Source organism: Vibrio sp. D404a (genome assembly GCF_030248535.1).
GTDB lineage: Bacteria > Pseudomonadota > Gammaproteobacteria > Enterobacterales > Vibrionaceae > Vibrio.
The window spans coordinates 70230-96096 of sequence record NZ_JAHGAJ010000001.1; the positions used below are offsets into that span (position 1 = coordinate 70230).

General features: G+C 44.1%; 22 protein-coding genes. 8 read left to right on the forward strand and 14 right to left on the reverse strand.

What is annotated here, in order from left to right:
* Nucleotides 1-272: 272 nt before the first annotated feature.
* The 4 genes from katG to KI655_RS00325 all read right to left on the reverse strand — a co-directional run bounded on the left by katG (nucleotide 273) and on the right by KI655_RS00325 (nucleotide 6463).
* Nucleotides 273-2474 carry a catalase/peroxidase HPI gene (gene katG, locus KI655_RS00310; protein WP_285400724.1) on the reverse strand — a complete coding sequence of 734 codons (2202 nt, stop codon included), beginning with the start codon at nucleotides 2472-2474 and terminating at the stop codon, nucleotides 273-275.
* Between the two features lie 417 nt (nucleotides 2475-2891).
* Nucleotides 2892-3587: a VC0807 family protein gene (locus KI655_RS00315; RefSeq protein ID WP_285400725.1), complete on the reverse strand. Its 696-nt coding sequence runs from the start codon at nucleotides 3585-3587 to the stop codon at nucleotides 2892-2894.
* A 271-nt stretch (nucleotides 3588-3858) separates the two neighbouring features.
* Entirely contained in the window at nucleotides 3859-4764 is a 906-nt protein-coding gene (locus KI655_RS00320) for a 2OG-Fe(II) oxygenase (RefSeq protein ID WP_285400726.1), read from the reverse strand.
* A 676-nt stretch (nucleotides 4765-5440) separates the two neighbouring features.
* Nucleotides 5441-6463 (reverse strand): YadA C-terminal domain-containing protein, encoded by a 1023-nt coding sequence (locus KI655_RS00325; RefSeq protein ID WP_285400727.1) that lies wholly within the window; start codon nucleotides 6461-6463, stop codon nucleotides 5441-5443.
* 510 nt (nucleotides 6464-6973) lie between these two features.
* Here KI655_RS00325 and KI655_RS00330 point away from each other — a divergent pair.
* A complete protein-coding gene (locus KI655_RS00330) occupies nucleotides 6974-7381 on the forward strand; it encodes a hypothetical protein (protein ID WP_285400728.1) in 408 nt (135 codons plus the stop codon).
* Nucleotides 7382-7481: 100 nt separating this feature from the next.
* Here the strand turns inward: KI655_RS00330 and KI655_RS00335 are convergent, their stop codons facing one another.
* On the reverse strand, nucleotides 7482-7817 hold the full coding sequence (locus KI655_RS00335; RefSeq protein WP_285400729.1) for a hypothetical protein: 336 nt from the start codon (nucleotides 7815-7817) through the stop codon (nucleotides 7482-7484).
* Nucleotides 7818-8251: 434 nt separating this feature from the next.
* On the opposite strand from KI655_RS00335, the gene KI655_RS00340 reads away from it, so the two are divergent.
* Nucleotides 8252-8974: a DUF1007 family protein gene (locus tag KI655_RS00340; RefSeq protein WP_285400730.1), complete on the forward strand. Its 723-nt coding sequence runs from the start codon at nucleotides 8252-8254 to the stop codon at nucleotides 8972-8974.
* Between the two features lie 40 nt (nucleotides 8975-9014).
* Nucleotides 9015-10061: a nickel/cobalt transporter gene (locus tag KI655_RS00345; RefSeq protein WP_285400731.1), complete on the forward strand. Its 1047-nt coding sequence runs from the start codon at nucleotides 9015-9017 to the stop codon at nucleotides 10059-10061.
* 661 nt (nucleotides 10062-10722) lie between these two features.
* Here KI655_RS00345 and KI655_RS00350 read toward each other — a convergent pair.
* The gene (locus KI655_RS00350; protein WP_285400732.1) at nucleotides 10723-11151 is read right to left on the reverse strand and encodes an Lrp/AsnC family transcriptional regulator; all 429 of its coding nucleotides are present in this window, start codon (nucleotides 11149-11151) and stop codon (nucleotides 10723-10725) included.
* A gap of 172 nt (nucleotides 11152-11323) precedes the next feature.
* Between KI655_RS00350 and KI655_RS00355 the strand changes: the two genes are divergently transcribed.
* The gene (locus KI655_RS00355) at nucleotides 11324-12346 is read left to right on the forward strand and encodes an ornithine cyclodeaminase (RefSeq protein WP_285400733.1); all 1023 of its coding nucleotides are present in this window, start codon (nucleotides 11324-11326) and stop codon (nucleotides 12344-12346) included.
* 124 nt (nucleotides 12347-12470) lie between these two features.
* Here the strand turns inward: KI655_RS00355 and KI655_RS00360 are convergent, their stop codons facing one another.
* Complete coding sequence (locus tag KI655_RS00360) at nucleotides 12471-12962, reverse strand: VOC family protein (protein WP_150873126.1); 492 nt, start codon at nucleotides 12960-12962, stop codon at nucleotides 12471-12473.
* 299 nt (nucleotides 12963-13261) lie between these two features.
* Between KI655_RS00360 and KI655_RS00365 the strand changes: the two genes are divergently transcribed.
* Nucleotides 13262-13705: a DoxX family protein gene (locus KI655_RS00365; protein WP_285400734.1), complete on the forward strand. Its 444-nt coding sequence runs from the start codon at nucleotides 13262-13264 to the stop codon at nucleotides 13703-13705.
* A gap of 23 nt (nucleotides 13706-13728) precedes the next feature.
* The gene (locus KI655_RS00370) at nucleotides 13729-14424 is read left to right on the forward strand and encodes a pirin family protein (protein ID WP_285400735.1); all 696 of its coding nucleotides are present in this window, start codon (nucleotides 13729-13731) and stop codon (nucleotides 14422-14424) included.
* Between the two features lie 66 nt (nucleotides 14425-14490).
* On the opposite strand, the gene KI655_RS00375 is transcribed toward KI655_RS00370, so the two are convergent.
* The 5 genes from KI655_RS00375 to KI655_RS00395 are packed head-to-tail and all read right to left on the reverse strand — an operon-like array spanning nucleotide 14491 to nucleotide 19060.
* Nucleotides 14491-15354 carry a (2Fe-2S)-binding protein gene (locus tag KI655_RS00375; protein WP_285400736.1) on the reverse strand — a complete coding sequence of 288 codons (864 nt, stop codon included), beginning with the start codon at nucleotides 15352-15354 and terminating at the stop codon, nucleotides 14491-14493.
* The gene (locus KI655_RS00380) at nucleotides 15354-16172 is read right to left on the reverse strand and encodes an ABC transporter ATP-binding protein (RefSeq protein WP_285400737.1); all 819 of its coding nucleotides are present in this window, start codon (nucleotides 16170-16172) and stop codon (nucleotides 15354-15356) included. The genes KI655_RS00375 and KI655_RS00380 overlap by 1 nt, the downstream gene beginning before the upstream one ends.
* Complete coding sequence (locus KI655_RS00385; protein ID WP_285400738.1) at nucleotides 16172-17134, reverse strand: iron ABC transporter permease; 963 nt, start codon at nucleotides 17132-17134, stop codon at nucleotides 16172-16174. Before KI655_RS00385 ends, KI655_RS00380 begins: the two co-directional genes overlap by 1 nt.
* Nucleotides 17131-18120, reverse strand: coding sequence for an iron ABC transporter permease (locus tag KI655_RS00390; RefSeq protein ID WP_285400739.1), 990 nt, complete (start codon nucleotides 18118-18120; stop codon nucleotides 17131-17133). The genes KI655_RS00385 and KI655_RS00390 overlap by 4 nt, the downstream gene beginning before the upstream one ends.
* The gene (locus KI655_RS00395) at nucleotides 18104-19060 is read right to left on the reverse strand and encodes an ABC transporter substrate-binding protein (RefSeq protein WP_285400740.1); all 957 of its coding nucleotides are present in this window, start codon (nucleotides 19058-19060) and stop codon (nucleotides 18104-18106) included. Before KI655_RS00395 ends, KI655_RS00390 begins: the two co-directional genes overlap by 17 nt.
* A 140-nt stretch (nucleotides 19061-19200) precedes the next feature.
* Here KI655_RS00395 and KI655_RS00400 point away from each other — a divergent pair, with 140 nt between their 5' ends.
* Nucleotides 19201-21375 carry a TonB-dependent receptor gene (locus tag KI655_RS00400; RefSeq protein ID WP_285400741.1) on the forward strand — a complete coding sequence of 725 codons (2175 nt, stop codon included), beginning with the start codon at nucleotides 19201-19203 and terminating at the stop codon, nucleotides 21373-21375.
* 165 nt (nucleotides 21376-21540) lie between these two features.
* Here the strand turns inward: KI655_RS00400 and KI655_RS00405 are convergent, their stop codons facing one another.
* Together KI655_RS00405 and KI655_RS00410 are read right to left on the reverse strand one after the other, a co-directional pair.
* The gene (locus KI655_RS00405; RefSeq protein ID WP_285400756.1) at nucleotides 21541-22848 is read right to left on the reverse strand and encodes a HAMP domain-containing sensor histidine kinase; all 1308 of its coding nucleotides are present in this window, start codon (nucleotides 22846-22848) and stop codon (nucleotides 21541-21543) included.
* Between the two features lie 12 nt (nucleotides 22849-22860).
* Nucleotides 22861-23544: a response regulator transcription factor gene (locus KI655_RS00410; protein ID WP_285400742.1), complete on the reverse strand. Its 684-nt coding sequence runs from the start codon at nucleotides 23542-23544 to the stop codon at nucleotides 22861-22863.
* A 266-nt stretch (nucleotides 23545-23810) separates the two neighbouring features.
* Between KI655_RS00410 and KI655_RS00415 the strand changes: the two genes are divergently transcribed.
* Nucleotides 23811-25805: a TonB-dependent receptor domain-containing protein gene (locus KI655_RS00415; RefSeq protein WP_285400743.1), complete on the forward strand. Its 1995-nt coding sequence runs from the start codon at nucleotides 23811-23813 to the stop codon at nucleotides 25803-25805.
* Nucleotides 25806-25867: the final 62 nt, after the last annotated feature.

The following is a 25867-nucleotide window of genomic DNA, read 5'->3' on the forward strand; positions in this document are numbered from 1 at the left end:
GATTAGCATCAATTGTTGTTTTCAAAAGGCAAAAAGCTCTGAAATGTAGAACCGGTCGTAAGCTGTCCATTGTTTTGAAATCAATAGTCAGACCTTGCTTAACGTGAAGAATGGAAAGGGCATTGTGAGTGGGAACGGATACGCTATCAATATCCTCATGCAGGACACTGTGTCTTGAAAGTTTGTGCAATCATTAGAAAATCTGACGATTCAAAAGGAAACAAAAGAAAAGGGTAGCGAAATGCTACCCTTTGTTTTTCTTAACCGAAGCTTTACTTCAGGTCAAAACGGTCTGCGTTCATGACTTTCGTCCATGCGGCGATAAAGTCTTTCACAAACTTCTCTTTCGCATCGTCACACGCATAAAGTTCAGCAAGTGCTCTCAATTGAGAGTTAGAGCCGAAGACTAGGTCCACGCGTGTGGCTGTCCACTTCTTCTCTCCTGTTGCTCGGTCTGTACCCAAGTATGCACTGTTGTTTGGACAAACAGGTTTCCACTCAGTCGCCATATCAACAAGATTTACGAAGAAATCATTGCTCAATACACCAACTTTATCGGTGAACACCCCGTGAGGCGTGTTGTTGTGGTTCGCACCCAGTACACGTAGGCCACCGACCAATACCGTCATCTCTGGGGCTGTCAGTCCAAGTAGCTGTGCTTTATCAAGCAGCATCTCTTCTGCTGGTACTGTGAAGAGTTTCTTCGCAAAGTTGCGGAAACCATCAGCCTCTGGCTCAAGCACCGCAAAAGATTCTTCATCGGTTTGCTCTGCCGTTGCATCAACGCGTCCTGCCGAGAATGGAACCTCGATAGTGAAACCGCCGTCTTGTGCCGCTTTTTCGATAGCAGTGCTGCCCGCTAGGACAATGAGATCTGCCATGGAAACACCACGTTCACCTTGATTGAATGCACCTTGTACTGCTTCCAGTTTTGCCAGCACCTTATCTAACTGTTCTGGTTGGTTCGCTTCCCAACTTCTTTGAGGAGCTAAACGGATACGAGCACCGTTTGCACCACCGCGGAAATCTGAACCACGGAATGTCGATGCGCTTGACCAAGCCGTGTAAACCAATTCAGACACTGTTAGACCCGACGCAAGAATCGCCTGTTTTAGCTCAGCGATATCATCATTAGAAAGCGCTGAGAAGCTTGCTTCTGGAAGTGGATCTTGCCAGATCAAATCTTCAGATGGTGATTCTTCACCTAGGTAGCGGCTCTTAGGACCCATATCGCGGTGAGTCAGTTTGAACCATGCACGTGCAAAGGCGTCAGCAAATTGCTCTGGGTTCTCATGGAAACGTTTTGAGATTGGACCGTAGATCGGGTCCATACGCATTGCCATGTCTGCCGTCGTCATAATGGTTTTCACTTTCACAGAAGCGTCGTGAGCTTTCGGTGCCATGTGATCTTCAGTTACGCCAATTGGCTCCCACTGCCATGCGCCTGCAGGGCTTTTAACTAGATCCCAGTCGTAACCGAATAACATGTCAAAGTAACCGTTATCCCATTGAATTGGGTTTGGTGTCCAAGCGCCTTCGATACCACTGGTGGTTGTGTCATCGCCTTTACCGCTACCGAAGCTGTTTTTCCAACCAAAGCCCATCTCTTCTAATGGTGCCGCTTCAGGCTCTGGTCCCATTTGCTCTTCAGAACCTGCGCCATGTGTTTTACCGAAGGTATGGCCACCTGCGACCAGTGCTACCGTTTCTTCGTCGTTCATACCCATACGAGCGAACGTGTCACGGATGTCACGGCCTGAAGCTAGAATGGTTGGTTCGCCGTTTGGTCCCTCTGGGTTTACGTAAATTAAGCCCATTTGAACCGCTGCTAGAGGTTTCTCTAAGTCACGCTCGCCAGAGTAACGTTCGTCACCTAGCCACTCACTTTCTGCACCCCAGTAGATATCTTCTTCTGGTTCCCATATATCTTGACGGCCACCTGCGAAACCGAAAGTTGGTAGACCCATAGATTCGATTGCTACGTTACCCGCCAAGATGAAAAGGTCTGCCCATGAAAGGCTATTACCGTATTTCTTTTTCACGGGCCATAGAAGGCGACGCGCTTTGTCTAGGTTACCGTTATCTGGCCAGCTGTTTAGTGGAGCGAAACGTTGGTTACCTGTATTACCGCCCCCGCGTCCATCTGAAGTTCGATATGTACCTGCTGCGTGCCAGGCCATACGAATCATGAATGGGCCGTAGTGGCCATAGTCTGCAGGCCACCAGTCTTGAGAGTCTGTCATCAGAGCTTCAAGGTCGGCTTTAACTGCTTTGAGATTCAGCGCTTTGAACGCTTCAGCGTAATTGAAGTTTTCATCCAGCGGGTTCGACTTTTTATCGTTTTGGTGGAGGATTTTTAGGTTTAATTGGTTAGGCCACCAATCGACGTTTTTCGTTGCTTTTCCACCAAGCGTTGTGTTCCCGCCATGCATTACTGGGCATTTGCCCGCATTACCAGTTTGCTCACCGTGCATATCTATCTCCTGAATGCGACGAAGTTAACTAAGACCCAACACTGCACCTCAATTGAGAGAGGTTGGTTGCCTATAATACTTGTGTTATTTGTATGATTAATTAACTATAACCATACAATTATTATGGTTATGTGTCTATATGTTAAGAATGGCATTAAAACGGCAAATTTGCAGATTAGTTATTTCTATTTCTTCGATAGAAAAATCCTATTGAGGTTTCTCAAAAATTGAATATTGCTTCTGTTAAAGCTTATCCAATAAGAGGTTAGGTCAATCAGCAGGGAAGCTTCATATGAGTAAAAGAGACACTGTTTGAAGGGGAGTTGTGATAATGGGTTACACAATCGTTGTCACCAATACAAAAACGCCTCAAACGAATTGTTCCGTTTGAGGCGTTTTATTGTTTAGATGAAACCGTTACTTAGTGTGAAAAATTTGCTCGGTTTCTAAGTGAGTCATTGCGCGGACTTGACGCCAGATGTAGTAAAAAATACCAAACATCATCAGCATGCTTGGGATTGCAATCGCTGGGTAGCTGTAAAGAGTGAGTTTGCCTAACTCTTCGTTAAACGCTGCTGTGCCAGCGGGGCTAGTCACAATCCACGTCGCTAAGAAGTAGTTCATTGCTGAAGAGAAAGCGAACGTACTTGCGAATAGGTAGTTTGAAGACATCAAGCAGCGATCAAAGGCTTCTTTTTTGCCGTTGGCTTCAAGACGCTCATTGATTAGCGGCAAGTTAAGTACGGTGTCGTTAAGCAGCATCTTTTGCATCAATGGGTAACGAGTAAAGGTTGAGCCCAATACCGCTAAGCCGATAAGCCCCGGGATTAAGGCTTCTTTCAGTGCTAACCAACGAGTGTCTAGCTCAAGTAGACCAATGCCACCCGTTAATAAAACGCTGATGAAACCAAGAGCGGCGATGAAATTGAACTTCTTGTTACGGATAAGATCCATGCCACCGTAAATGACAGGAAACAGCAAGGCAACAACCAGCGCCATTGCTGTGCCTAGGTGTTCTTCACCGCTAAACTTCATCAAGATAAAAGATGGGATAAATACGTTAAAAAGGATCTCGAATAGGGGATTCGACTTTTTTTCGGTCGTGTTGTTCATAATGCTTTATTGACTCTGTTATATCGCTGCTAGTTACTTCATTAGAAGTGTCGATTGCATGGCAGCAGATGTAAAGTGTTCATGCGTCGCGTTGTGTAACGAGTTATGAAATATTTGCCGCCATTGAGCCACAAACTGGAGAGTCAGGCAAGGATACTGAGCCAAAAGTTGTCATGCAAAACGAATACAGTGGCCTTCATTCTCAGTGGATTCGGCAAACCAATATCTAGAGAATGAAACCACTGCGATATGCTAACTAACTGATGACGCGTTAAAAAGGAGCAAATGCGTCACGGTTATTGGTAGGTGTGGTCCAACGCTGGGTGGCATCGATAGATGTATAGCTCACATCCTGCATCGGAATTTGCCCACGATTTCCATACAACCACAACACCAAGTTTGAGCGTTCACCTTGCGTGATAGGGTCAGTAGCGTGCGGTACATGTCCGCGGTGGATCAACGCCACACCCGGCTCAAAGGTTTGGTCAACTAACCCTCCAGTTGTTGGGTCATAAAAGCTGACTTCAGAGCCTGAGAAGGTCTCTTCAGGCAGGTTCATATTGATGTTCAACGTCACCGAAGAAGCGTCAGTATGCATTCTTAAAGATGTATCTGTGTTCGGTTGGTATCGTATTGAAAAACCGAATGTTTGTGCGTCGTAACCTACTATTTCAGGGAACAAAAGTCGTGCGATCGGTCTCATGTATTTATCCAACATTTCACGATAGAACGTCTGGAAGCTTGGTGCGGCTAGGTACCCCTCTGAGCGCTCATCCAACATTGCACCACCTCGATTCAACGCAATGCCGTAAGGCGGTCTTAAGGGGATGTCTGCGCTCGCTGCTGAAGACAAGTAGCTGCGAAGCTGTTTGATACTCTCAACATCAAAGAACTGAAACTTAAAGACGCCAGGCGCGACTTCGCTCAGCAAATCTTTGACTGCATCTTCTTTCGTTGGGTCAGCCCATGAACTATTTATCGCATTACGCAGTTTATGGTCGATAAGTGACTCTGTTAGTGGCGCTAAGCTTTGACTCTTTTCCCACTCACCCCATGCGTTTTGAAAGAGTGTTCTATTGTTGTTCCAAAACGTATGAACTTCAGGCGCTCGTTGCAGCATTGCTTCTCGTGTTGGACGTTGCACATCGCGTGCTTGTTGTAATTGATTTAGTGTCATCGTTCCATTTCCCATTCCGTTTTCTTATGGAACGAACTTATTACTTATCATTTTGTAGATAAATAAGGTCTATATAGAAACACTATCAACAAAACTTATATAATTGAATTTGGTGATTTTCCATCAAATCAACTAATTCGAGTAGAATCGGGCATTGGGCCCATTCTTAATGAGCGATAACATTGTCATGCTTACCTAACAGTTCTGGGTACCGTCGTATAGCCTTGCTGCTAAGGACTAATTTTATGTAAACGACTTTGTGATTTTTAGCTTCAGCGTTGAACGGTGGTATACATACGGACTTTAAAGATGACATAGCCTTTTTCATTTACTATCGTTTTATCCAATTCTCGTTACTCCGTGATGAAAACTTGTTATGTGTGGAGAGATAGTTAATTCGAAAACAGGTATACGATTAAAAATAACGTAATAAGAAGTTGATACACCACAAGAATAGTGCAAAGATCAGAATTTAAGAATAAACGAACGAAAATTATTTAAGATATTGATGAGATTGAATATGAAAGATTGGGATGGTTTATGTAGGTTAAATAATTAATAATGAGTGTTTTTTTGTTTGATAAATAAAAAGCCACTAATTAAAGTGGCCATAATATAAATTAGGATTGCCTTTTTTAATTTTTATATGGCAGTAGGATAACGTTAAGTATATTAATTAGAGTGACATTGATACGCCAGCGCCAATAACTGGTGCTACGTCGTTGCCAGTGTTAGCTGATACGCCAAGCTGAGTTGTGATTGATTCAGTAACACGGTAGCCAACACTGACTGCAATAGCTGATTCACCGCTGAAGTGACCAACACCAGCACCAAGTGATAGGTCACCATTGCCGTATGTATGAGGAACGTTAGCCATTGCTGCGACACCTGCGATGCCACCAGCATATTCTTTGCTCATACGCTCGAAATCTTGGCGAAGGTCAGCAATATCATTGCTGTTTTTCTTAATAGATGCGGTATTCTGAGCAATAGCAGCTTTGTTAATGTCAGCATCAGATTTAGCTGCTGAGCTTGTAGCAGTAAGGGCGCGGCTGAATCCTTCCATATCACCATAGATTTCTTTGTGGTGAGCGGCGATGATAGTTTCATGTTTGTTTAGGCGGTCTTTATTGTCAGCAATCTGTTCAGAGTTCGACTCAGTTTTTGCTGTAGTAGACTCAACGGCCCTAGTGTTGTTCTCAATGTTTTCTTCACTGATGATTGCTTTTGCAAGGGCAGTTGCTGACATATCACGATTTTCCTTAACAGTCTCTTTCATATTGTCAATAGCATCAAGATTTTCGCCAATAGCTTCGTTATCTAGTTTAGCTTGAGCTTTGATTTGGTTGATTTCCCATTGTACTTCGCCGTGAGTATCTTCGTTTGCTAGGGCGTGCTGTTTAGTCCAGTGAAGCTCATGTTTAATGTCAGCGATCACTTTTGCTTGAGCTTCGATATTTGTCTTGTTTACAACTGTGCGCTCTTCGTTTAGACCAGTAGCAATATTGTTAACAAGTAATTCATGCTTGATTTCAGAAATTTTTTCAGCGTTATCACCAATCATAGCGTTATTTTTAGAAGCAATGCTTACTTGCTTGGTTTCGCTATTTAGTGAGTCAACCATTTGATCAACTGTTAGTGCAAACGCTGGTGATGAAATAACTGAAACGATGATTGTAGATAAAATTGTTTTTTTCATTTTTGAGCCTGACTTATTTATTTAAGTGTTATTTGTTGGCTCGAATAATACGGGGAAGAACACATTTTACAAGCAGGTTTGGCTTATGCTTACAAACTAAATATTTGTTAATGAAAAATCAATAATGATTATTTATTTTAAAAAAACTGATTTCAACTGTAAATTCGGGCAGGTGATAAAGGCTTCGAAAAATGGATGAAAGCCTTATTAATCCAATTAATCTAGTAAGTAGTATTGCAAGTATTCGTTTTGTTCTTACTCAACATTTCGCTGTGAGCGATACAAGGGAAAAGATTGGTGATAGTCGAGCTAGGTTGCACATGAAAGGCTTTGTGGTCAAAGAGCTGTGCTAAACGCTTCATAGCGATGACGATCTAGCAGAATAGGTATTTTGTATACAATAGTTACAGTAACTGCTCATTAATACGACTGATGCGAGTAGAATCTAGTGTTGCAGCCCATCCTTAATGAGCGATATTATATGTCTCTTTTTTTCGCCAAGGTTTCACTATGTCAGATGAAGAATTAGCGCTAGAGTGGATGCGCCAACAAGCACATAAAATCGATCCATACATTGAAAATCCGACTTTTGATGAATGTGTTGAGCTGCTTGACCCTGCTTTTAAGAAAGGCAAAACGATTGGTCAACTAAAGTTTCTCTTGGGCGAGGCGGATCGAAGAGCTGGAGCGGCGGAACGTAAGCACGCAGCACTGAAATACGCGAAAGAGAAAAGTCCAAACGCAGGTCAAATTCTTCGCCTGCAAAGTAAACTACAGCAAGTTCAGCTGGCTTTAAAACTGGCCACTGGCGATAACAATATGACCATTTCTCAGTTTTGTGCCGAATATGATGTGAGCAAGCGTGATGGAAATACTGCTTGGCATGAGAAATTAGTACAGCAGGGTAAGAAACGATAGTTTCCGCTTAAGTTATATATTTTGACTCTTCTAAAAAAGCCACTGACTTGGCAAAGTTGGTGGCTTTTTGTTTTTATACACACTGAAAAATCGTGTGTTTTTAAGCGAGTTCTACTGGGCCGTGATCATCACAGTGGTCACCATGCTGATGATGCAGCCTGCCATTGACAATGTAGTCGATATGATCGCCGTGCTTGATCGCCTCATGGCCACATCCTGGGCCATGAACATGATCTCCACAGCTATGAGTCGCTTGGCAGTGTGAAGGGTTTTTGTCGCTGACTTCCACGGCATGAGTATCGCAGTGGTCCCCATGAGGGTGGTGGAGTTCACCGTCAACTAAATAATCTATATGGTCACCATGGCGTATTGCCGTATGACCACAGTTTGGTCCATGAACATGTTCAGGGTGAGAGTGAGTATTTGTACAAGCCATCCTTGATATTCCTATTTTGACGTTAATTTAATATACATAAAACTAGTGGAACAAATTAAATTATAACCAAGGAATAAGCATTTGGTAGGTCTATATACTCGTATTTTATGGTAATGATTTGAGGTGCGTGGCAAAATTTAAAAAATCATCTATATCAATGACTTAATTTATTTTGGGTCTTGGGTTTTATTCTTGATACGTTATAACATATATTTTGTGATGTTATAACGTAATCTATTATTAACATTTAGTGATTGCTTTTTATTTAATATGGGCGGCATTTAGGTTTATTAAGCATTAGGTATTTACATTGGTAATGTTGAATTTATAGATATTTGTATACTTACTGTTTTTGATTAATCACCTTCAAACTAGATGCAATTTTCGCATGCTTTGTTATATTATAACATTACGTCGCACTACCAATGTTAACCATGAAATTGCAATCTGTATCAATCAACTCTTCTTTTCGCAATCTGTCCATCTGCGTCAAGCGCTTATTGAAGACCCACTTAAAAAAATGTGCGGCTTTTGGCCTCGCATTACTTCCCTTTTCGGCTAGCTTACAGGCTCATCCTCACTCTTGGGTTGAGATGAAAACCCATATAGAAGGGGAAAACGGGATGATTACCGGCCTGTCCATGGAGTGGTCATTTGATGCTATGACTTCGATGTATATGCTAGACGGTGAAGACTTAGCCGCTGAGAGTGAACAAGAAACCTTTGAAAAACTCGCTGCGTCTGTCATCGAGAACATGATGTATGAGCATTACTTCACTTATTTTTATGATGAAGAGACACCGATAAAATACAGCGTTGCCAAGAATGCTAAATTTGAACGTGATAAAGCGAAACTGGTGATGACTTTTGATCTGCCACTTTCTAAACCTAAAGCTGTCACAAGAGATACGCTGCGCCTACTCATCTTTGACCCGAGTTATTTTGTTGACATGTCCTGGAATTCTCAGAGCGACGTTAGCTTATCCCCAGAGTTAGAGCGGCAATGTGCGCTTGAATTGGTTGAACCTAACCCGACTCCAGAGCAGATGAGCTACGCAATGTCGTTGTCGGTTGACGCCGACCCTGATAACACCTTGGGTCAGCTCTTTACTCAAACAATCAAACTTAACTGCGCCAAGGTTACTGATTCTCAGTAATGCTGTGTGATAAAAAAGAAAAATTATAGGTTCTAATTCAATGCAAAGAAATCAATTCAAAACGAGCCACTGCTTGATCGGTGCTGGTGCTTTATTGCTTGTCGTTGTAGGTGCTTATCAGTTGTGGTCTATGTGGCCATCGCTAGTGATTGCTAGTATTCAATGGCAACGAGAAGTCAATACTCAGCTTGCAGACCTGCTTTATGAAGCTAAGTCTGCACCGTGGGCGGCAGGCAGCTACCTGATCGGATTTAGCTTTATTTATGGGATGTTGCATTCTTTAGGTCCTGGTCATGGCAAGGTCATCGTCACCACTTATTTGGCTACACACCCTACAAAAGCAAAAGCGAGTCTAGTTCTTACGATCGTCTCTGCGTTACTTCAGGCATTGGTCGCTATTCTGTTAGTCAGCGTTCTAATTTGGGGGTTCAATGCCTCGATGCGTGTGGTCAACGATAAAGCCAACATGTTCGTTTGGTTGAGCTTCGCTTTAGTGGCTGCGGTAGGGGCTTTGATCTGTTGGAAAGCGCTTCGCAATATCTACCAAGCAATGCGCAAACCAAAGCTCAAAGTTAAAGCCATTACCGGCCTTGCGACAACTGGACAGTCACCATTAACGATGCAAGCGCCGACCTTGAATTCTATCAGCATTCAAAAGCCAGCTCATACGCATCACGCAGATTGTGGATGTGGTCACCAGCATGTTGCCGATGCTGAGGCGATAAACAAAGCCTCTACATTGAGAGAATATGCCGGCATTATTGTGACGATTGGTGTCAGGCCTTGTACTGGTGCTGTGATGGTACTGCTGTTTGCAAATATGGTTGGACTGTATTGGATGGGGGTTTTAAGTGCATTAGCAATGGCAGTTGGAACTGCTCTAACAACGTCAATTATCGCAATGATGACTTTGACTGGGAAGCATTTAGTGAAACGTTATCTATCGGCTGGTGGCCAAAAAAATAATGCCACATTAAAGGTAACCGGACACTACCTACAACTGTTTGGCGGGCTACTGCTCGTGTTCATCGGTGTGCTTCTTATGAATGGACAAGAAAGTGGAATGTCACCAGTCTTTACTATGTAGTGGTATTGAGTGAATTACCGCAGTATGAATCGGGAAGGATTGGTGTTACTACCAATCCTTTTTTATGTGCTTAGTTAATGACCAATTACCGTTAGATGTCGATTCTAGACACTCATTGTTTAATAGTTGTATTAATAGCGGAGGAAATATTCCGCCTTTAAGATCTCTAACGAAATGTGTCTTATGTCTATCTTTTGGGGTTTAAGTATTTATATTGTCAATATGATTTTATAAAGTGCCCACTCAGCTTGGGGTTATTTCTTAACCTCGAAAAAAGTGAAGGAGCATGCTCCTTCGCTTTTTTTAACTAAACTCAATAATGGAGTTATCAATGAGTTATAGATGGGCACTTTTTCGTCATAATTATTCATTTATAGGCGCCGCTTTCGAACTGTTTATTGTAGCGCTTTGTGTTTTTTCATTGGCGTTACCTCTTGTATCTGAAAGCTTGTTTACCTTACAAATCTCATCAGCATTACTGCTCTTGTGCTTTTTCTTGATGTTCACCTTCGCTCGAAGTGACAAATTACGTAGTTCGATGCATTAACTTATTGTTTTTATCTAGCTGCACCTATATCAAACCCAAATTACACCTTTTTTGACTAGCGCGGTCTTATTAACCGCGCGTCTTTATCTGGCCAACTTCTCGTTCTATTTCCATTCAAAAGATTTTGTTTATCAGCAAATTAGCTTCGGTCTGCTCAATGCCCTCGATAGAGCGTATTCGGCCTAGCACGCCACCCAACATTGAAAGGTTTGGGCTGCGCAGATTGGCTATCAGGTCCCATTTTCCATTAGTGTGATACACGCTTAATACCTCAGGAAAACTCTGCAGGTTCTTAAGTACATTGTTCTCATCCTTTGCTGCTACACAAATGCTAATGATTGCTTCTACCTGACTCTGCTCAGTATCTTCACTAAGTATGACGGTATAGCCGAGGATCACTCCTAACTTTTCAAGCTTGCTGATCCGGTTCTGCACTGTCGCACGTGATACTTTGAGCTGCTTGGCTAAGTTGACCACTGGCATGCGCGCATCTTTTCTCAGTAGTGCGATTAACTCTCGGTCTTTATCGTCTAGGTTGCTCACGCCTTTCCTCCTAACTGATTTTTAACTCACATATTGCAAACTCATACTAACAAATTGCCAGTTTAAGTTGAAGATTTGTACGTTCTGTTGTCTTTTTGTTGGCTCAAGTCGCGTCTAGACTATCTCCAATCGCAGTATGCATGTGAATAATAAGAGATTGAGGAGCTGTTAGATGACACTATTTTTGGATGTACAGGCGCTAGGTCGCCTAGTGAATGCGCAAGGTGCCGATACGTTCATGGCTGATCTACTTGGATATATGGAACAAGATTTTTGTCGTTGGCCAGAGTTTGATAAATCGGCTCGAACAGCAGCGCACAGCGAGGTTGGGGTTATCGAGCTAATGCCAGTAGCAGACCAGAATTTATATGGTTTTAAATATGTGAATGGTCATCCATCAAACCCAAACCAAGGGCTTTCGACTGTGATGGCGTTTGGAGCATTATCGGAGGTAGCGACTGGTTATCCGCGCTTGTTGACCGAACTGACTATCTCGACGGCTCTGCGTACAGCGGTAACTTCGGTGATGGCGGCAAAGGCGCTCGCAAGAAAAGAGAGCCAGTCAATGGGGATGATTGGTTGCGGAGCTCAGAGTGAGTTTCAAGCCATCGCATTTCATGCCATTTTAGGAATTAAAGAGCTGAGAATCTTCGATATCGATTCAGATGCGATGGATAAATTAGCTGCGCATCTTGAGGCTTACCCTGATCTTAAGGTGATCAAAGCCGACAGCGCAAAGTCGTGTGTGCGCGGTGCTGATATTGTCACAACGGTGACCGCAGATAAGGCGTATGCGACGATTTTAACACCTGATATGGTCGAACCGGGTATGCACATCAATGGCGTGGGCGGGGATTGTCCGGGCAAAACCGAGTTGCATCTTGATGTGTTGCTTAGTGGCAAAATCTTTATTGAACATGAGCCGCAAACTCGTGTTGAAGGGGATATCCAACAGTTGCCAGATCAGCACCCTGTATACCCACTATGGGAAGTGATTGCAGGTAAGAGCACTGGACGAGAGAGTGAACAGCAGATCACCATCTTTGATTCGGTTGGCTTTGCCCTCGAAGATCTTTCAGTGCTGCGTTATATCTACGATCTTGCTACTCAGCTCGGGTTTGGCGAAACAATAGAGTTAGTGCCGCGCATGAGCAATCCTAAAGATCTGTTTGGTCTGATGAAAGCGACGCAATAACTCGCAACCAAGCACGTTTAGATTTGCGCTGTTGTATTCGGGTTAAAGTCCCATAAAAAGAAAATGCCCATTAGCACTAACGACTAATGGGCATTGAAAACTTGCTTATTTCCGAATGAGATAATTACTCGTAGTCAGAAGCGTATGTGTCTTCGTAAGAGTGCGAGTAGAATTCAAATAAGTTACCAAACGGGTCTTCTAGGTAAACCATCTGTGCTTGCTTAGAGTCGTCTTCTGGGTGGTAGCGCATGATGTCCATACGTACTTTACCGCCAAACTCTTCAACACGTTTGATTGCTGATTCAAACTGCTCTTTTGGTAGCTGCAAACAGAAGTGGAAGATACCTAGACGAGAGAAGTCAACGTTATGACGCTCTTCGCGGTCAACCATTTCGAATAGCTCAACGCCAATACCATCTGATGTTACTAGGTGCGCAATGTTGAAACCTTTGAAGCCTTCACCAAATACAGCAATACACATACGGCCAATTGCCGACTCACGCTCTTCCATCACTTTAGTGTTGTTCATTACAACGCGAAGACCTAGCGCTTTCGTGTAGAACTCTACCGCTTTGTCCATATCGCCAACCATGATACCAACGTGATTCATTTTCATATTCTGCTCCAAAATCTGTCTAGATAAATTGTCTTGTTTTCAGCGTTTCGCTTCGATGGAGAGAATAATAGGGTGTCATAGCAATTAAATGAAATTATCATAATTTATATTATTAATAATATTTTGTTATCAATCTCATTCGAGAAATAGTTCAATAAATCTTGTTCGAAAAATTCGAATTAATGCATCAAAACTGCCGGATTCTTTCTGCTCTTAGTGACACCTAGACTGTTCATCAACAGCTGAGGAAGAGCAATCAAGCCACCTCATTTTGATCGAATAACTTTAAGGACACGATTATGAAAGCACTTATTCAAAAACTCGCACAATCAAACGCTGGCTTTGGCGCATTGGCACTTCGAGTACCTGTTGGCATTATCTTTATGGCGCACGGCGCTCAAAAACTGTTTGGCTGGTTTGGTGGTTATGGCCTTGAGGGCACAGGACAATGGATGGCATCAATTGGACTTGGCCCGGGAGTGTTGATGGCATTCTTGGCAGGCAGCGCTGAGTTCTTCGGCGGTCTGTTTATCCTTCTCGGGTTGCTCACACGCCCTGCGGCGGCAGCGTTAGCGGTAACCATGTTAGTTGCGATCTTCACGGTTCATTTTGAAAACGGTCTATTCATGTCAAACAACGGCTACGAGTTTGGCTTAGCACTACTAGCCGCAAGTGTGTCTTTGGCTTTCTCGGGCGCAGGAAAGGCAGCACTTGACGAAGCTATAGCTAAGAAACTGGCTTAAATCAGGAATTGAAGGGGGTAATTATGATCACATTACGTCATGCAAACGATCGAGGAACAGCAAACTTCGGTTGGTTAGATAGCAAACATACATTCTCATTTGGTCACTACTACGATCCAAAACACATGGGGTTTTCGGCATTGCGTGTGATCAATGATGACCGAGTCAAACCGGGCGCGGGCTTTGATACTCATGGACACCGCGACATGGAGATCATTAGTTACGTGCTAGAGGGTGTAATTGAGCACAAAGACAGCGAGGGTAATGTACAAACGTTACCTGCTGGAGAGTTCCAACTCATGTCTGCCGGGAGTGGTATTTATCATAGTGAATACAACGGTTCACAGAGTGAAGACTTAAAGTTCCTACAAATTTGGATACAACCAAATACTGTCGGCAATAAGCCGGGTTACCAGCAGAAAGACTTTGGTAAAACGCTTGGCCTTACCGCGATAGCAACCCCCGATGGTCGAGATGGCACATTGCACATAAAACAAGACGCCTCACTACACCAGCTTATCCTTGAGCCTGGTCAGAACATTGAGTTTTCGATCAGTGAGGGGCGAAAAGTATACGTTCATCAGGTCGCTGGGCAGCTATCTGTTGATGAAGTAGAGCTAAACAAAGGTGATGGCGCTAAAGTTGAAGCTCAGAGTCAGTTGAATTTCACCAACCAATCAGCAGAGCCAGTGACAGCACTGGTGTTTGATTTACCCTAACGAAGAAGAAATGAAGCGACCTATTTAAAATAGGCCGCTTTTTGCCGTTCTAGGCGAGATAAGTCCTTAATTTCCAGCGTGCTCGATCGCTTTATTGAGCTTATCTAGCATCAGCTGCTGCTGAGTTTTTTCATCATGCAGATTACAAGTCGCGCATTTATCTTTACCATCCAGTTTGTACTTCAAGCAGCAGGTTTCTCTGCGGGTATAGATCTTTTGGAAGCCATTGAACGTCACTTTCTTGATCTCGTTTAGCTCACCACCTTTCGGTAACACTTTGCTGTACAGGTTTTGCTGCCACTCGGAAACAACCATTTCATCTATCAGATGTGTCTTTTCATCAAGAGGCTGATTTGCAAGCTTTGAAAAGCTGATGTTACAGGCATAAAGGATATTGCCCCAAAACACTCGAGGGTTTACTTTGTGCTTCTTAAACTTATCCGACAATGAAGTAGAAAGCGCGAGAATGGTTTCCACCAGCTTATCGTCAAGCGCCTCCTGTGAAGCAACTTTTTCTCCAGAATCATCCAAGCTGAAGTAAGGTGTCGAATCTAAGATTTCGACCTTGTCGATGCGGTGGTCATCAGCAACTGAAATATAGATATTGTCCAAAGAGAGTTTTGGTACACGGTTGAACACCACACGCATCGCGACCAGTGAAGAGAACAGAATCGCATTAAACGTTTTGTGCCATACCGGTGTGCTGAATGGCAATTTTGCCTCTAGTGACTCCGCGTAAGCATGCAGTGTTTCAGAAAACTCGGTCTCAAACCAATCACGACCTTTGATTCCTACTGGGTGAGAAGTCACGGTTAAACGCAAGAATGGTTCGTGCTTATGCAAGATAGCTTGTTGCTGCTTAAGTGTTAGCGTATTGGCATCTTGTGGCAACTCAATCAGTGGGAGAAATTGTTGTTGTATTCTTTCCATTAGATCGCTTCCTCACGAACATACGATTTTGGCAGACAGTAGGTGAAGCCATTAATCACTTCCATTGTTCCATCGACTTTAAAGACCGATTTCAGGGTCTCATCGGTTAATACGTCAAGTGGCGCGCCTTGGTTGAGAATCTGGCCTTTTTTCATTAGGACTAGTTCATCACAGAACTGCGCGGCTTGGCTCAATTCATGAAGTACATAAACGATGGTAAGCCCTCGTTCTTTATTCAACTTATCCAGAACCTCTAGAAGCTCTAGCTGGTGGCCGAGATCAAGGTAGCTTGTCGGTTCATCAAGCAATAACCACTGCGCTTCTTGAGCCAAACACATTGCAAGCCAAACACGTTGTCGCTCGCCACCAGAGAGGGAGTTAACGTCTCGCTTTTCATAACCATGAAGGCCAACCGAGGCAAGCGATTCTAAAATCACTTGTTGGTCTCTTTCACTGTTACCTTGATACCATTTCTTATGAGCAACACGACCAAGCGCCACTAACTGTTCAACTAATACGCCTTCAGGTGCTGTTGGGTGCTGGGGTAAGATCGCAACGTGTTTTGCTAGCTCTTTGAGTTTCCATTGATTCAGCGGCTTCCCTTTGAAACTCACATTGCCGGTTTTCGCTTTGATAGCTCCGGTCAGTGTTTTCATTAAGGTACTCTTGCCACAGCCGTTGGGGCCAATAAATGCGGTGACTTTACCTTCTTGTAGGCGAATATTCACATCATTAAGGATCATCGTGTCGTTATAACCGGACGTTAACGACTGACCTTCTAACCCAGATGAGGTTTGCGGTTGGTTCGACAGAGTCATTATGAGTGCTTCCTTAACAAGAATAAGAAAAAAGGTACGCCGCACAGTGCCGTGATGACACCAGCTGGAATTTCGGTTGGATACAGCAAATGACGTGCTAAGAAGTCAGATAGTGCCAAGAACGTAGAGCCTAAAATAAGTGTGGTAATGATGCTATACAGTGGGTTATTTCCACAAAGAAGACGAGCAACATGGGGAACAACCAAGCCAATAAAGCCTATAGGACCAACGGCAGATACGGCAGGTACCGTGATCAACACCGTACCAATCAGTAGACCCACTCGTAGCAGTGCGCCATTGATGCCAATGCCTCGCAGTACTGAGTCATCATAACGAACCCATTTCAGCGGAATATAAACCAGAGCGACAAACACAATGCAGCCCAAGAACCAAGGTAACAAGTAAGAGACTTGCTCCCAGCCTCGACCGTACATGCCACCCGCCATCCATTGTAATGCGATGTCTGTTTTGCCCTGACCAATCGTGAAAATCAGCGCTGAGCTGGCTGCGCCAAGAATCGCCGTAATAGCAACACCGGTTAGCAAGGTTAGGCTCGCGTTGCCCAGTCGGCTTGCAATCAATACCGGAATGGCGCTTAGTAAGCCGCCAGCCATAGCAAACAGAAGCAGCGCTTTCTCGACCGATATCTCCCATCCAAACCATGAGGGCAGAAGAATGGCACAAACCGCGCCAAGTGATGCACCCGCATTCACGCCTAGAATGCCGCTGTCAGCAAGTGGGTTCTTGAGCGTGGTTTGAAGAAGGTAACCAGAAATTGCCAGCATCATGCCCGCCATTAACGCGAGTAAAAAGCGTGGCAATGTTAGTGACCAAAATGGATGGTAGGTTCCTTGGGCGATGAATAGGGCGCCTGATTGGCGTAGCTCTTCGCTTTGTAAGATAAAAGCTATTGGTGCAAGGATTAGGGCGACCATAAGTGGGATTAAACTACGACGTATCATGAGTGTCCCTTTAGCTTTTTGATGATCAGAGTCAGAAACCATGGTGCACCAATGAGTGCGGTAATCACGCCAATAGGAATTTCTAATGGCATGAGTAGAGTACGCGCTAATAAATCCGCGGCTGTAACAAGTGCTGAGCCAATCAAGCATGCACCGCCAAGCCCTAAACCCATCATTCGTGCGACATGCGGGGCAACCAATCCAACAAAACCGACAGGACCAAAGGCACCAACTGAAACCGCAGTCAAAACCACGGAGATGATTCCAAACACAAGGCGATATTGGTTAATCGCAATGCCAAGTCCGCGAGCGACGGTATCATCAAGCAGCAAGTAAGCGCGCTGACGATGGGTGATAGCCAGAAGGACAAATAGCGGGATGACAGTGTAAACAAGCGGAGTAAATACCTCCCAGTTTGCACCAGCATTACTGCCCGTTAGCCAAAAGAACAGGGCTTCACTGTCTACTCGGTCTGAAAGAAGGATATAAGTCACCGCAGCTTGGCAAAAAGCACTCACCGAAATGCCTGCCAATGCAAGGCGGGCAGGGGTAACGCCGTTTTTCCAACTGATTGATAACGTAATCGCACCGCCGAGTAGGCCACCAAGAACACCCCAAAATAGCGGCGGTAACGGCAATAAAAACATGGTCGCGCATAATACGCTTAATGCGGCTCCCGACATAACACCAGTAAGGTTTGGTGAAGCCAGCGGATTGCGCACAATGTCTTGCATTAGATACCCAGAAACTGCCAGAGCTGCACCGCCAAATAAGGCGATGAGTGTTCTTGGTAATCTCAGTTCCCAAAAGACGAGCGCTTCTTTGCTTGAGCTAGTATCGGTAACAAAAGCGATAAGGTCGTTAAAGCTGAACTGGTAAATACCTGTGCTTAAAGAGAGTAAAACGATTGCAACAAACGCAAGCACAGTCGCAATACGCTTAATCGTACCAACAACTGAAGTTGTGGGATTAAGAGCAAGATTCATTCAACACCTCATATACACGCTCAGTAGTTGGTGCTTCAAACAGCGCTGGATAGGCCTTATGTGCAATATCCATAGTCACCCAGATACGAGAAATGGGTCCCTCGGGTTCTCGCCAGCTCATTGATACTTTGTACACTCGGTTATTTTTAACCGCCTTGAGACTGTGCCAAACTTTTGAGTCGGTAAATTGGGGCTTTGCGGTTTCGTACATAAAAATGATGTCGGGGTCCAATTGTGCTAGCCACTCCAAACCTATTTGCCCGGAAAATGGAGTTTTGCTGGAGTAGGGAGACGCTCCGCTAGCACTTTTTATCTTTAGTTCTTCCATGAGAGACACTGCGCCAAAGTGCGAGTAATAAGCTCGTGGAGTTACACCGGCGCTAGTGAGAAATAGCCCCGATAGTTCTCTGTTTCCGATTTGGCTTTGCAAATCAGAGATAAAATGATCAAAGCATTGATTGAGTTTTTTCCCTTGTTCGGCTCTCCCGAGTGCGTAGCTTGCTTTTTCTACCGCCGAGTAACCATCTTCTAATGTAATTAAGTCGAATCCATATGATGGGGCAATTTCTGTATATCTCTGATGGTAAGGCGCTAGCATTCGACTTAACCCAATTACAAGATCAGGTTGAGAGTTATAGAGAGCCTCAAAACTGGTTCTTGAGCGATTCCCTAGTGCTGGGATGTCATCCAGATCATCTAAATACTCAGGTTGTCCTTGAGGGAAGTCAGACAAAGCGACTGGCTTTTCACCGAGAGCAAGTAGCAGTTCAGCACCAAAATTTGAAACACTTGCGACTCGTGGGAAGTGATCATATTCAGCCTGTTTAATAATCTGGCCTAAGTCATCATTCGGAATGGATAGAGCTGGCCAAGATTTACAAATAAGTACCCCAAATAATATTGATTTTATGAATTTATTTGTGGATTTATTAATGTTCATGAGATGGGAAATGATAATTGTTGATATTTACATTATTTACATGCGTGCTAGACTACCACGCATTGATAAAGCCCTCAATAACATCGGGCTCATAAGCTTTGTGTAAAAATATCTTCGATTTGTATAGGTAGTGGTATTCGATGAAATTTAAACAAAACAAGCTGCATTTTGCCGTAGCTAGTGTTATTTCAGTGTCAACTTTCTCAGCTATTGCTCAAGAAAGCTCTGAAGTTAAAGAAATGGAAACTATTGTTGTTACGGCGAGCCGTAGCCAACAGACTTTAAATGACGTTCCACGCTCGGTTACGGTGATCGACAAAGAGCAATTGTCGACTCAATTGAAACAAAGCCGCAGTATTAACGACGTGCTTTCAACTCTTGTTCCAGGCATGGGAACATCAATTCACGGTAACCTAAGTAGTAAGGGTCAAAATCAGATTCGTGGTCGTCGTGTTCTGCTACTTATTGATGGTGTGGCTCAAAACAATGGTTTCCTAGATTTTGGTCAAGAGCTCTCGTCAATTGACCCAGAAAACGTGGAGCGAATCGAAGTTATTCGTGGTGGTTCTGCAGTTTACGGCCTTGGCGCGCAGGGCGGCATTATTAATGTCATCACCAAAATGCCTGAAGAAGGTGAGGTTGAATACCGCACAAAAGTTGGTACGAGCTTCCAAGAGTTTGGCAGTGACGCATTTACCTGGAATGTTTATCAAGAAGCTCAAGGTGGTGATGCGCAGGATCAGTGGCGCATGGGCTTAGGGTATGAGCAACGTGGCGGTAGTTACGGGGCAAACGGCGATCGCCTACCATCTATTAATAATGAAGACGATATGGATAACATTAATTTCAATGGTGTCTGGAATCGCAACATTGATGAAGATCGTTCGTTGACTCTTACTTTTGGCATTCGCAATATTACCGATAATGATGGTTGGTGTCCGACTGGCGCAGATCCTGATAACGGTGTTCCTGCTCAAGCTGTTCACTGTGGTGCCGGCTATGGTTATGACCATGAAGCTGCGAAAGCCGCAGGCGCTTCTCCAAATGAAGTGACTCGTACTTTTGCGAACTATCAAGCTCGTTACCAAGACTTAGGTTTCTCTTTGGGCATGCTCGATGTAACGGGCTACTGGATGACGCAAGACACAGAAACTTATACGTTTGGTATGAAGGATTACACAGATCCTGCAGTACCAGTGGCTTACGGTCATAATGAAACTGACTTCGATCGCTATGGCATGAAAGTGAATGTAAGCAGTGATGTTGAGTGGGCTTGGGTGACATGGGGCTTGGATATGGAGCAGCAGAGCTTCAAACAGCCAAACAGTGTTGGTTATGTCAATAACACTCCAGATGTTGAACAATTTGCGATTGCACCATTTGCTCAATTTGTTAGTGACATTACCGCTGATACATCACTCTCTTACGGTTTGCGCTATGAGTATGTACGCTTGAGTGTCGATGATTTTATTGTGGGTAATACTTACAGTAACGGCAATGCAGGTAACTTCGTCGAAGGTGGCGATCCAAGCTTTGACGAGTTCTTGTTTAACGTTGGTGTGACTCATTACTTAACGGAAGATCACCAATTATTTGCTTCATACGCACAAGGTATGTCAACAAACGAAGCTCTCCGTGATATCCGCGATGGTGGCGACAAAGATAACCCTATTAAGAATGTAGATGGTGCAATTAAACCTATCGTCACAGACAACTATGAAGCTGGTATTCGTGGTGTAGTTTCTGATTTCGACTACTCTTTAGCCGCGTTCTACAGTGAGTCTGATTTAGGTGCAACTTTATCTCAAAGTGCTACGGGTGAATTGTCTAGTTCACGTGCACCAGAGAAAGTTTGGGGTGCTGAAGCCACACTTGGGTACAGCATTCTTGCAAACCTTCGTAATGAGAATACAGTGTCTTGGCAAGAAGGCGAACGCTACTGGACAGATAAATCTGGTGTAGCGAAATGGGAACCTTTGGATGGTAGCCGTATTGCTCCAATCAAAGTAACTTCTGTATTTATGTACGATGCGAGTGAGTATGGTCGATACAATCTGAGCTTCTTGTACTCTGGTTCACGCGATGTATCTAATGATATTCGTGATACTACAACTGACTATCATGCAGTAGATAGTTTCTTCACCGCTAACGCGGGCATGGATTACGACTTACCATTTGGTACTGTAAGCTTTGCTATTGAGAATTTGTTTAACGAAGAGTACGTAACGCCTTACGCACAAGCAGATGCTCACGTAAACCGCTACTACAATGCACCAGGTCGTCGTTTCCACTTAAACTATGAAGTGAAGTACTAACCTCTAGCTTTTAATCGTCAAAAAACAGCCCCACAACTGAACAGTTTGGGGCTGTTTTCGTTTATGAAGGTTAGAGGCTTACCATCCAACTTTTGGACCACGGAACAATTTGTACTTTGTGATCAGCACTGCACATGCAGCGAATTTCCGTTTTAAGCTCTTGCGCTACTTTATGGTGTTGGAAGGAAATTGCATTTTAATCTTCGTGGTAGGTGTATCCATAAAGGTGATGTGTCCACCGTGGAAGTGTACAATTTGCTTAACGATTGACAAACCCAGCCCAGAGCCACCGCTAGATACATTGGCTTTTTTAAAGCGTTCAAACAAGTGCTGACGTAGCTCAGCACTTGGGCTTTCACCTTCATCGCTAATGATGACCTCAAAGTAATCCTTGTAGCTTTGACTCGTGACGGTGACGATTCCTTCTCCGTGATAAAAAGCGTTTTCTAATAGATTTCTAAAACCACTCTTTAATAAGTGACTGTATCCAGACAGTTGGATCTGATGGGGCGATGCTTCTAGTTCGACTTCGCGATTGGCGTTGTCAAACAAAGGATAGCTGTCAACAATACACTCACGGAGTAAGCGGTTCACATCAATGGATTCTTGAGGCGTTTTACTATTTTCCATCACGCCTTCCAGCCGGGCAAGCTCGAGCAATTGTTCTGTCAGATGTTGGATTTGTTGCAGTTCAGATTCTGCCTGCCCTAACTCTTTACAACCGGTACTATTGAGCTGATTTAATCGCAAGCTTAATACTGTTAAAGGTGTACGAAGCTCGTGTGCGGCATCAGCGATGAACCGTTGTTGCGCTTGGTATGCTTCGGTTAAACGGCCGATTGCGCCATTTACGGCATCGATCAGGGGGAGGATCTCTTTGGGTTGTTTGTTGCGAGATATCAAGGTCGGGTTCGATGTTGATATAGTATCAGCTGCTTGAGCTGCTGCTTTAACTGGTGATAGCGTCCAACGAACGGCCCAATAAACGATGAGCGAAAACAACAAGCCTAGGTGAACAAGCGCAATCAGCATAACCTTGATTGACTCTTCGACGACCTGAAAAATCAACTGACCATTTTTGGTGTCGACCTGTTCGACCATTAAGATGTCCCCATTATCTAATGTAACAGGAACGCCCATGCGATCGCCGCGGGTTTCTAGGGTAGGGAGCCAACCACCGCTATAAACGATGTTAGGTTTTAGTTTTAAAGGTTTTTCTCGATCATCTGACACTTGTAAAACATTGCCATCACGATCAAATAGGGTGTAGGAAATAGGCTCATCATTGAAGATTATTGGTAGCTGATTGATATCTTGTGTGCGGTCGTAACCTGTTACTAGCGCCGTGGCTTGCGCATATGCCGCGACTCTTCTTACCTGTTTTACGCTATGAACAGCATAGAGTGATACAGTAAGAATGCCGAGTATAAAGCCCACTAAAATACTGACGACAACTCGTTTGTTGAGACTCATTGATTTCAAAGTTTACCCCTCGTCAGCACATACCAAGCGATAGCCAATACCTCGTTTGGTTTCGATAGTGCATTGCGATTTTAATTCCTTTAGCTTACGACGCAGCCTAGAAATCAAAGCTTCGACAGCGTTCGTCGAACTGGACTCGTCAATACCGTAAAGGTTCTCTTCTAGGTTGTCTTTGATCACGATGCGGGGCGCTGATTTCATTAAGGCTTCGACCAGCATGGATTCTCGCTTTGCCAATACAAGCGTATCGACGTTTGTGCTCAATACGCGATCAGTCCGATTAAAAACGAGGTCTCCAAACTTAATGAGATCGTCCATTCGGTCACTACTACGACGTAAAATTGTTCTAAGACGAGCCTCTAACTCCATGGTATTGAAAGGCTTGGTGAGATAGTCATCAGCACCTAGGTTCAATGCTTCAAGGCGAGATTCCAGGGCGTCGCGAGCCGAGATTACGATAACAGGAATATCGTTGGTCTCATTTTTCCTTAGCTGAGAAAGTAACTGCATCCCGTCAATATCGGGTAGCCCTAGGTCTAACAATACGGCGTCATATCGACTGATTGTAAGCAAGTGCAGAGCCTGCTTTCCAGACGCTGCTTGGTCTGCAATATGTCCCAAATGGCTTAACTCTGTTTTTAGCAATTTGCTTAGCTCTGGATGATCCTCAACGATCAATAACTTCATATCTTTCTCATTTTTGTCTAATTCTCACTCAGTTGGTTGATTAACCGTTGAGTCAGTAATGTTTTTCGCTGACGTCAGGATAGCGTCAGGTTACTTGTATAGAATGCGAATCGTTTTCAATTCCATTACTTCTTCGCCAGTAAAGAGCCCCAATCGAAATGCGCTTTAGGATGCATTAAAAAATTAAAATGGGGAAGTGAGCGAAGAAGAATTAATTTTTCTCCACTGCAGTGGGAAGTCTACAAGAAGATTTAAAGGAGTAAATTATGCTCGCGACCACAAATCGCACGTTAGTAAGCTTAGCCGTTGCTGCGGCGATGTTGCCTTTGGCGGTACAAGCTGAAGCGGAAAATGAACATGAGGTTATGACCGTTACCGGTACTGGATTCGAACAAGAGATGGCGTTAGCGCCGGCGTCGATTACTGTCATCGATGCATCTGAGATCGAGAACAAAGGCTATCGTAACATTACAGAAGCACTGCAAAGCGTGCCGGGTGTGTACGCGGAAGAAGGCTCAAACGGTGGTAAAGGTGCTACTTCAGATGTATCCATTCGTGGCTTTGGTTCGGATTACACTCTCATTCTTGTAAACGGTAAACCTCAAGGTTCAAGCCAAGCTTATTACAACGGTTATGGTGGTGGTGCAGAGTTTGATTGGTTGCCACCTATCTCTGTAATTGAACGTATTGAAGTTGTTCGTGGGCCTATGTCGTCTCTATATGGCTCAGACGCTCTCGGCGGTGTTATCAACGTTATCACCAAGCGTGGTCAGGATACGTGGACGGGTGAAGTTAGCGTGGAAACTGTTATTTCTGAAGACTCCGATGAAGGAAATAGCGAGAAGTTGAGCTACTACGTGAGTGGTCCAGCAGGCAGTGAAGATCTGATGCTAACGCTTTCCGGTAATGCATACATGCACGATGAAAGTGAATTCTCTTACGGCTCAAAAGACACAACCAACATCAACAACTCTATTAAATTAGAGTGGTACCTGAGCATGATGCAAACACTGACTTTTGAAGCAGGTTTTGCATCTCAAGTCGAAGACGGTAAGAAAGATAAGTCGGGTCAGAACCCAACAAACCCAAATAAGAGTGTTGATACTGAGTTAGACGTATCACGTCAATTCTACGGTATTGGCCATGACATTAGTTGGGGAGATAACGAGACCGTTTCTTACTGGCAAATGGAATATGTGGATACGTTAGCGGGTACTGCCGGCAACGCGGATGAATCGGATTACACACGTCATACATTGAACTCTCAAACGACAACGCTACTTGACTTCGGCCATGTGGTTTGGGGTGGTCAGTTCAACCATCAAAACATTAATCACGATCCCGATCGTGCACTAGAAGACAGCGTCACAGAGCTGACTCGAAATGATTACGCATTGTTCGGTGAATTACACTGGGATATCAATTCTGATCTGGTCCTAACTTCAGGTGCTCGTTACGTTTATGACGAAAAATACGGTAGCGAAGTAGTGCCGCGTGTTTATGCCGTGTATGAGCTAGACCAAGATTGGGTTCTTAAAGGTGGCGTAAGTAAGGGTTACCGTACTCCAAACATCAAGGAGTCGGATTCTAGTTGGATTGAAGGCGGCGGTGGTAGCGGTGTTAACGGCGCGAACAAAGGTAATGAAGATCTCAAATCAGAAAAGAGCTGGAACTACGAAGCGTCTATTAACTGGAGAGATCATTCACATTGGAATGCGAGCCTAACGACTTATTACACCGAGTTCAGCGATGCGATTGTTCTGAACGCCATCTGTGATGTCAACGTTGATGGAGCATGTGAAGGCGGTTATGACATCGTTTACCAATGGGAGAACGAAGATTCTGCTGAACTCATGGGTGTTGAAACAAGTGTGAAATACATGGCCGATCTTTATGACATTACGCTGAGTCACACGTATTCAGACAGTGAAATCACCAAAGGTGTCAATAAAGGCGACAAGCTTAACTACATCCCATCTCACATGGTCAACTTATCAGGCAGCTATTCAATGTCAGAGAAGATCAGCCTATGGGGTAAGGTGCAATACCGCAGTGCCGATGAAGCGATTCAAGGTAAAAACACGGTCATCGATGCGCCGTCGTACACCATCACTGATATTGGCGCGAACTACGACTTGAATGACACGTTCAATGCCTACGCAGGTATCTCCAACCTATTTGATGAAGACGTAAACTACGAAGAATACGGAAAGATTCTCGATGGTCGTCGTTACACCTTAGGTCTTCGCGCACAGTTTTAAATCCTCTCTAGAGAGCTCAGGCGTGTTGTCTGAGCTCTAGTTTGGCTCCCAATTTTTAAAGT

What these genes read in the sequence shown, in the direction of transcription:
- katG (WP_285400724.1), bottom strand. Translation starts at nt 2,474, where the DNA reads ATGCACGGTGAGCAAACTGGTAATGCGGGCAAATGCCCAGTAATGCAT.
- KI655_RS00315 (WP_285400725.1), bottom strand. Translation starts at nt 3,587, where the DNA reads ATGAACAACACGACCGAAAAAAAGTCGAATCCCCTATTCGAGATCCTT.
- KI655_RS00320 (WP_285400726.1), bottom strand. Translation starts at nt 4,764, where the DNA reads ATGACACTAAATCAATTACAACAAGCACGCGATGTGCAACGTCCAACA.
- KI655_RS00325 (WP_285400727.1), bottom strand. Translation starts at nt 6,463, where the DNA reads ATGAAAAAAACAATTTTATCTACAATCATCGTTTCAGTTATTTCATCA.
- KI655_RS00330 (WP_285400728.1), top strand. Translation starts at nt 6,974, where the DNA reads ATGTCAGATGAAGAATTAGCGCTAGAGTGGATGCGCCAACAAGCACAT.
- KI655_RS00335 (WP_285400729.1), bottom strand. Translation starts at nt 7,817, where the DNA reads ATGGCTTGTACAAATACTCACTCTCACCCTGAACATGTTCATGGACCA.
- KI655_RS00340 (WP_285400730.1), top strand. Translation starts at nt 8,252, where the DNA reads ATGAAATTGCAATCTGTATCAATCAACTCTTCTTTTCGCAATCTGTCC.
- KI655_RS00345 (WP_285400731.1), top strand. Translation starts at nt 9,015, where the DNA reads ATGCAAAGAAATCAATTCAAAACGAGCCACTGCTTGATCGGTGCTGGT.
- KI655_RS00355 (WP_285400733.1), top strand. Translation starts at nt 11,324, where the DNA reads ATGACACTATTTTTGGATGTACAGGCGCTAGGTCGCCTAGTGAATGCG.
- KI655_RS00360 (WP_150873126.1), bottom strand. Translation starts at nt 12,962, where the DNA reads ATGAAAATGAATCACGTTGGTATCATGGTTGGCGATATGGACAAAGCG.
- KI655_RS00365 (WP_285400734.1), top strand. Translation starts at nt 13,262, where the DNA reads ATGAAAGCACTTATTCAAAAACTCGCACAATCAAACGCTGGCTTTGGC.
- KI655_RS00370 (WP_285400735.1), top strand. Translation starts at nt 13,729, where the DNA reads ATGATCACATTACGTCATGCAAACGATCGAGGAACAGCAAACTTCGGT.
- KI655_RS00375 (WP_285400736.1), bottom strand. Translation starts at nt 15,354, where the DNA reads ATGGAAAGAATACAACAACAATTTCTCCCACTGATTGAGTTGCCACAA.
- KI655_RS00380 (WP_285400737.1), bottom strand. Translation starts at nt 16,172, where the DNA reads ATGACTCTGTCGAACCAACCGCAAACCTCATCTGGGTTAGAAGGTCAG.
- KI655_RS00385 (WP_285400738.1), bottom strand. Translation starts at nt 17,134, where the DNA reads ATGATACGTCGTAGTTTAATCCCACTTATGGTCGCCCTAATCCTTGCA.
- KI655_RS00390 (WP_285400739.1), bottom strand. Translation starts at nt 18,120, where the DNA reads ATGAATCTTGCTCTTAATCCCACAACTTCAGTTGTTGGTACGATTAAG.
- KI655_RS00395 (WP_285400740.1), bottom strand. Translation starts at nt 19,060, where the DNA reads ATGAACATTAATAAATCCACAAATAAATTCATAAAATCAATATTATTT.
- KI655_RS00400 (WP_285400741.1), top strand. Translation starts at nt 19,201, where the DNA reads ATGAAATTTAAACAAAACAAGCTGCATTTTGCCGTAGCTAGTGTTATT.
- KI655_RS00405 (WP_285400756.1), bottom strand. Translation starts at nt 22,848, where the DNA reads ATGAGTCTCAACAAACGAGTTGTCGTCAGTATTTTAGTGGGCTTTATA.
- KI655_RS00410 (WP_285400742.1), bottom strand. Translation starts at nt 23,544, where the DNA reads ATGAAGTTATTGATCGTTGAGGATCATCCAGAGCTAAGCAAATTGCTA.
- KI655_RS00415 (WP_285400743.1), top strand. Translation starts at nt 23,811, where the DNA reads ATGCTCGCGACCACAAATCGCACGTTAGTAAGCTTAGCCGTTGCTGCG.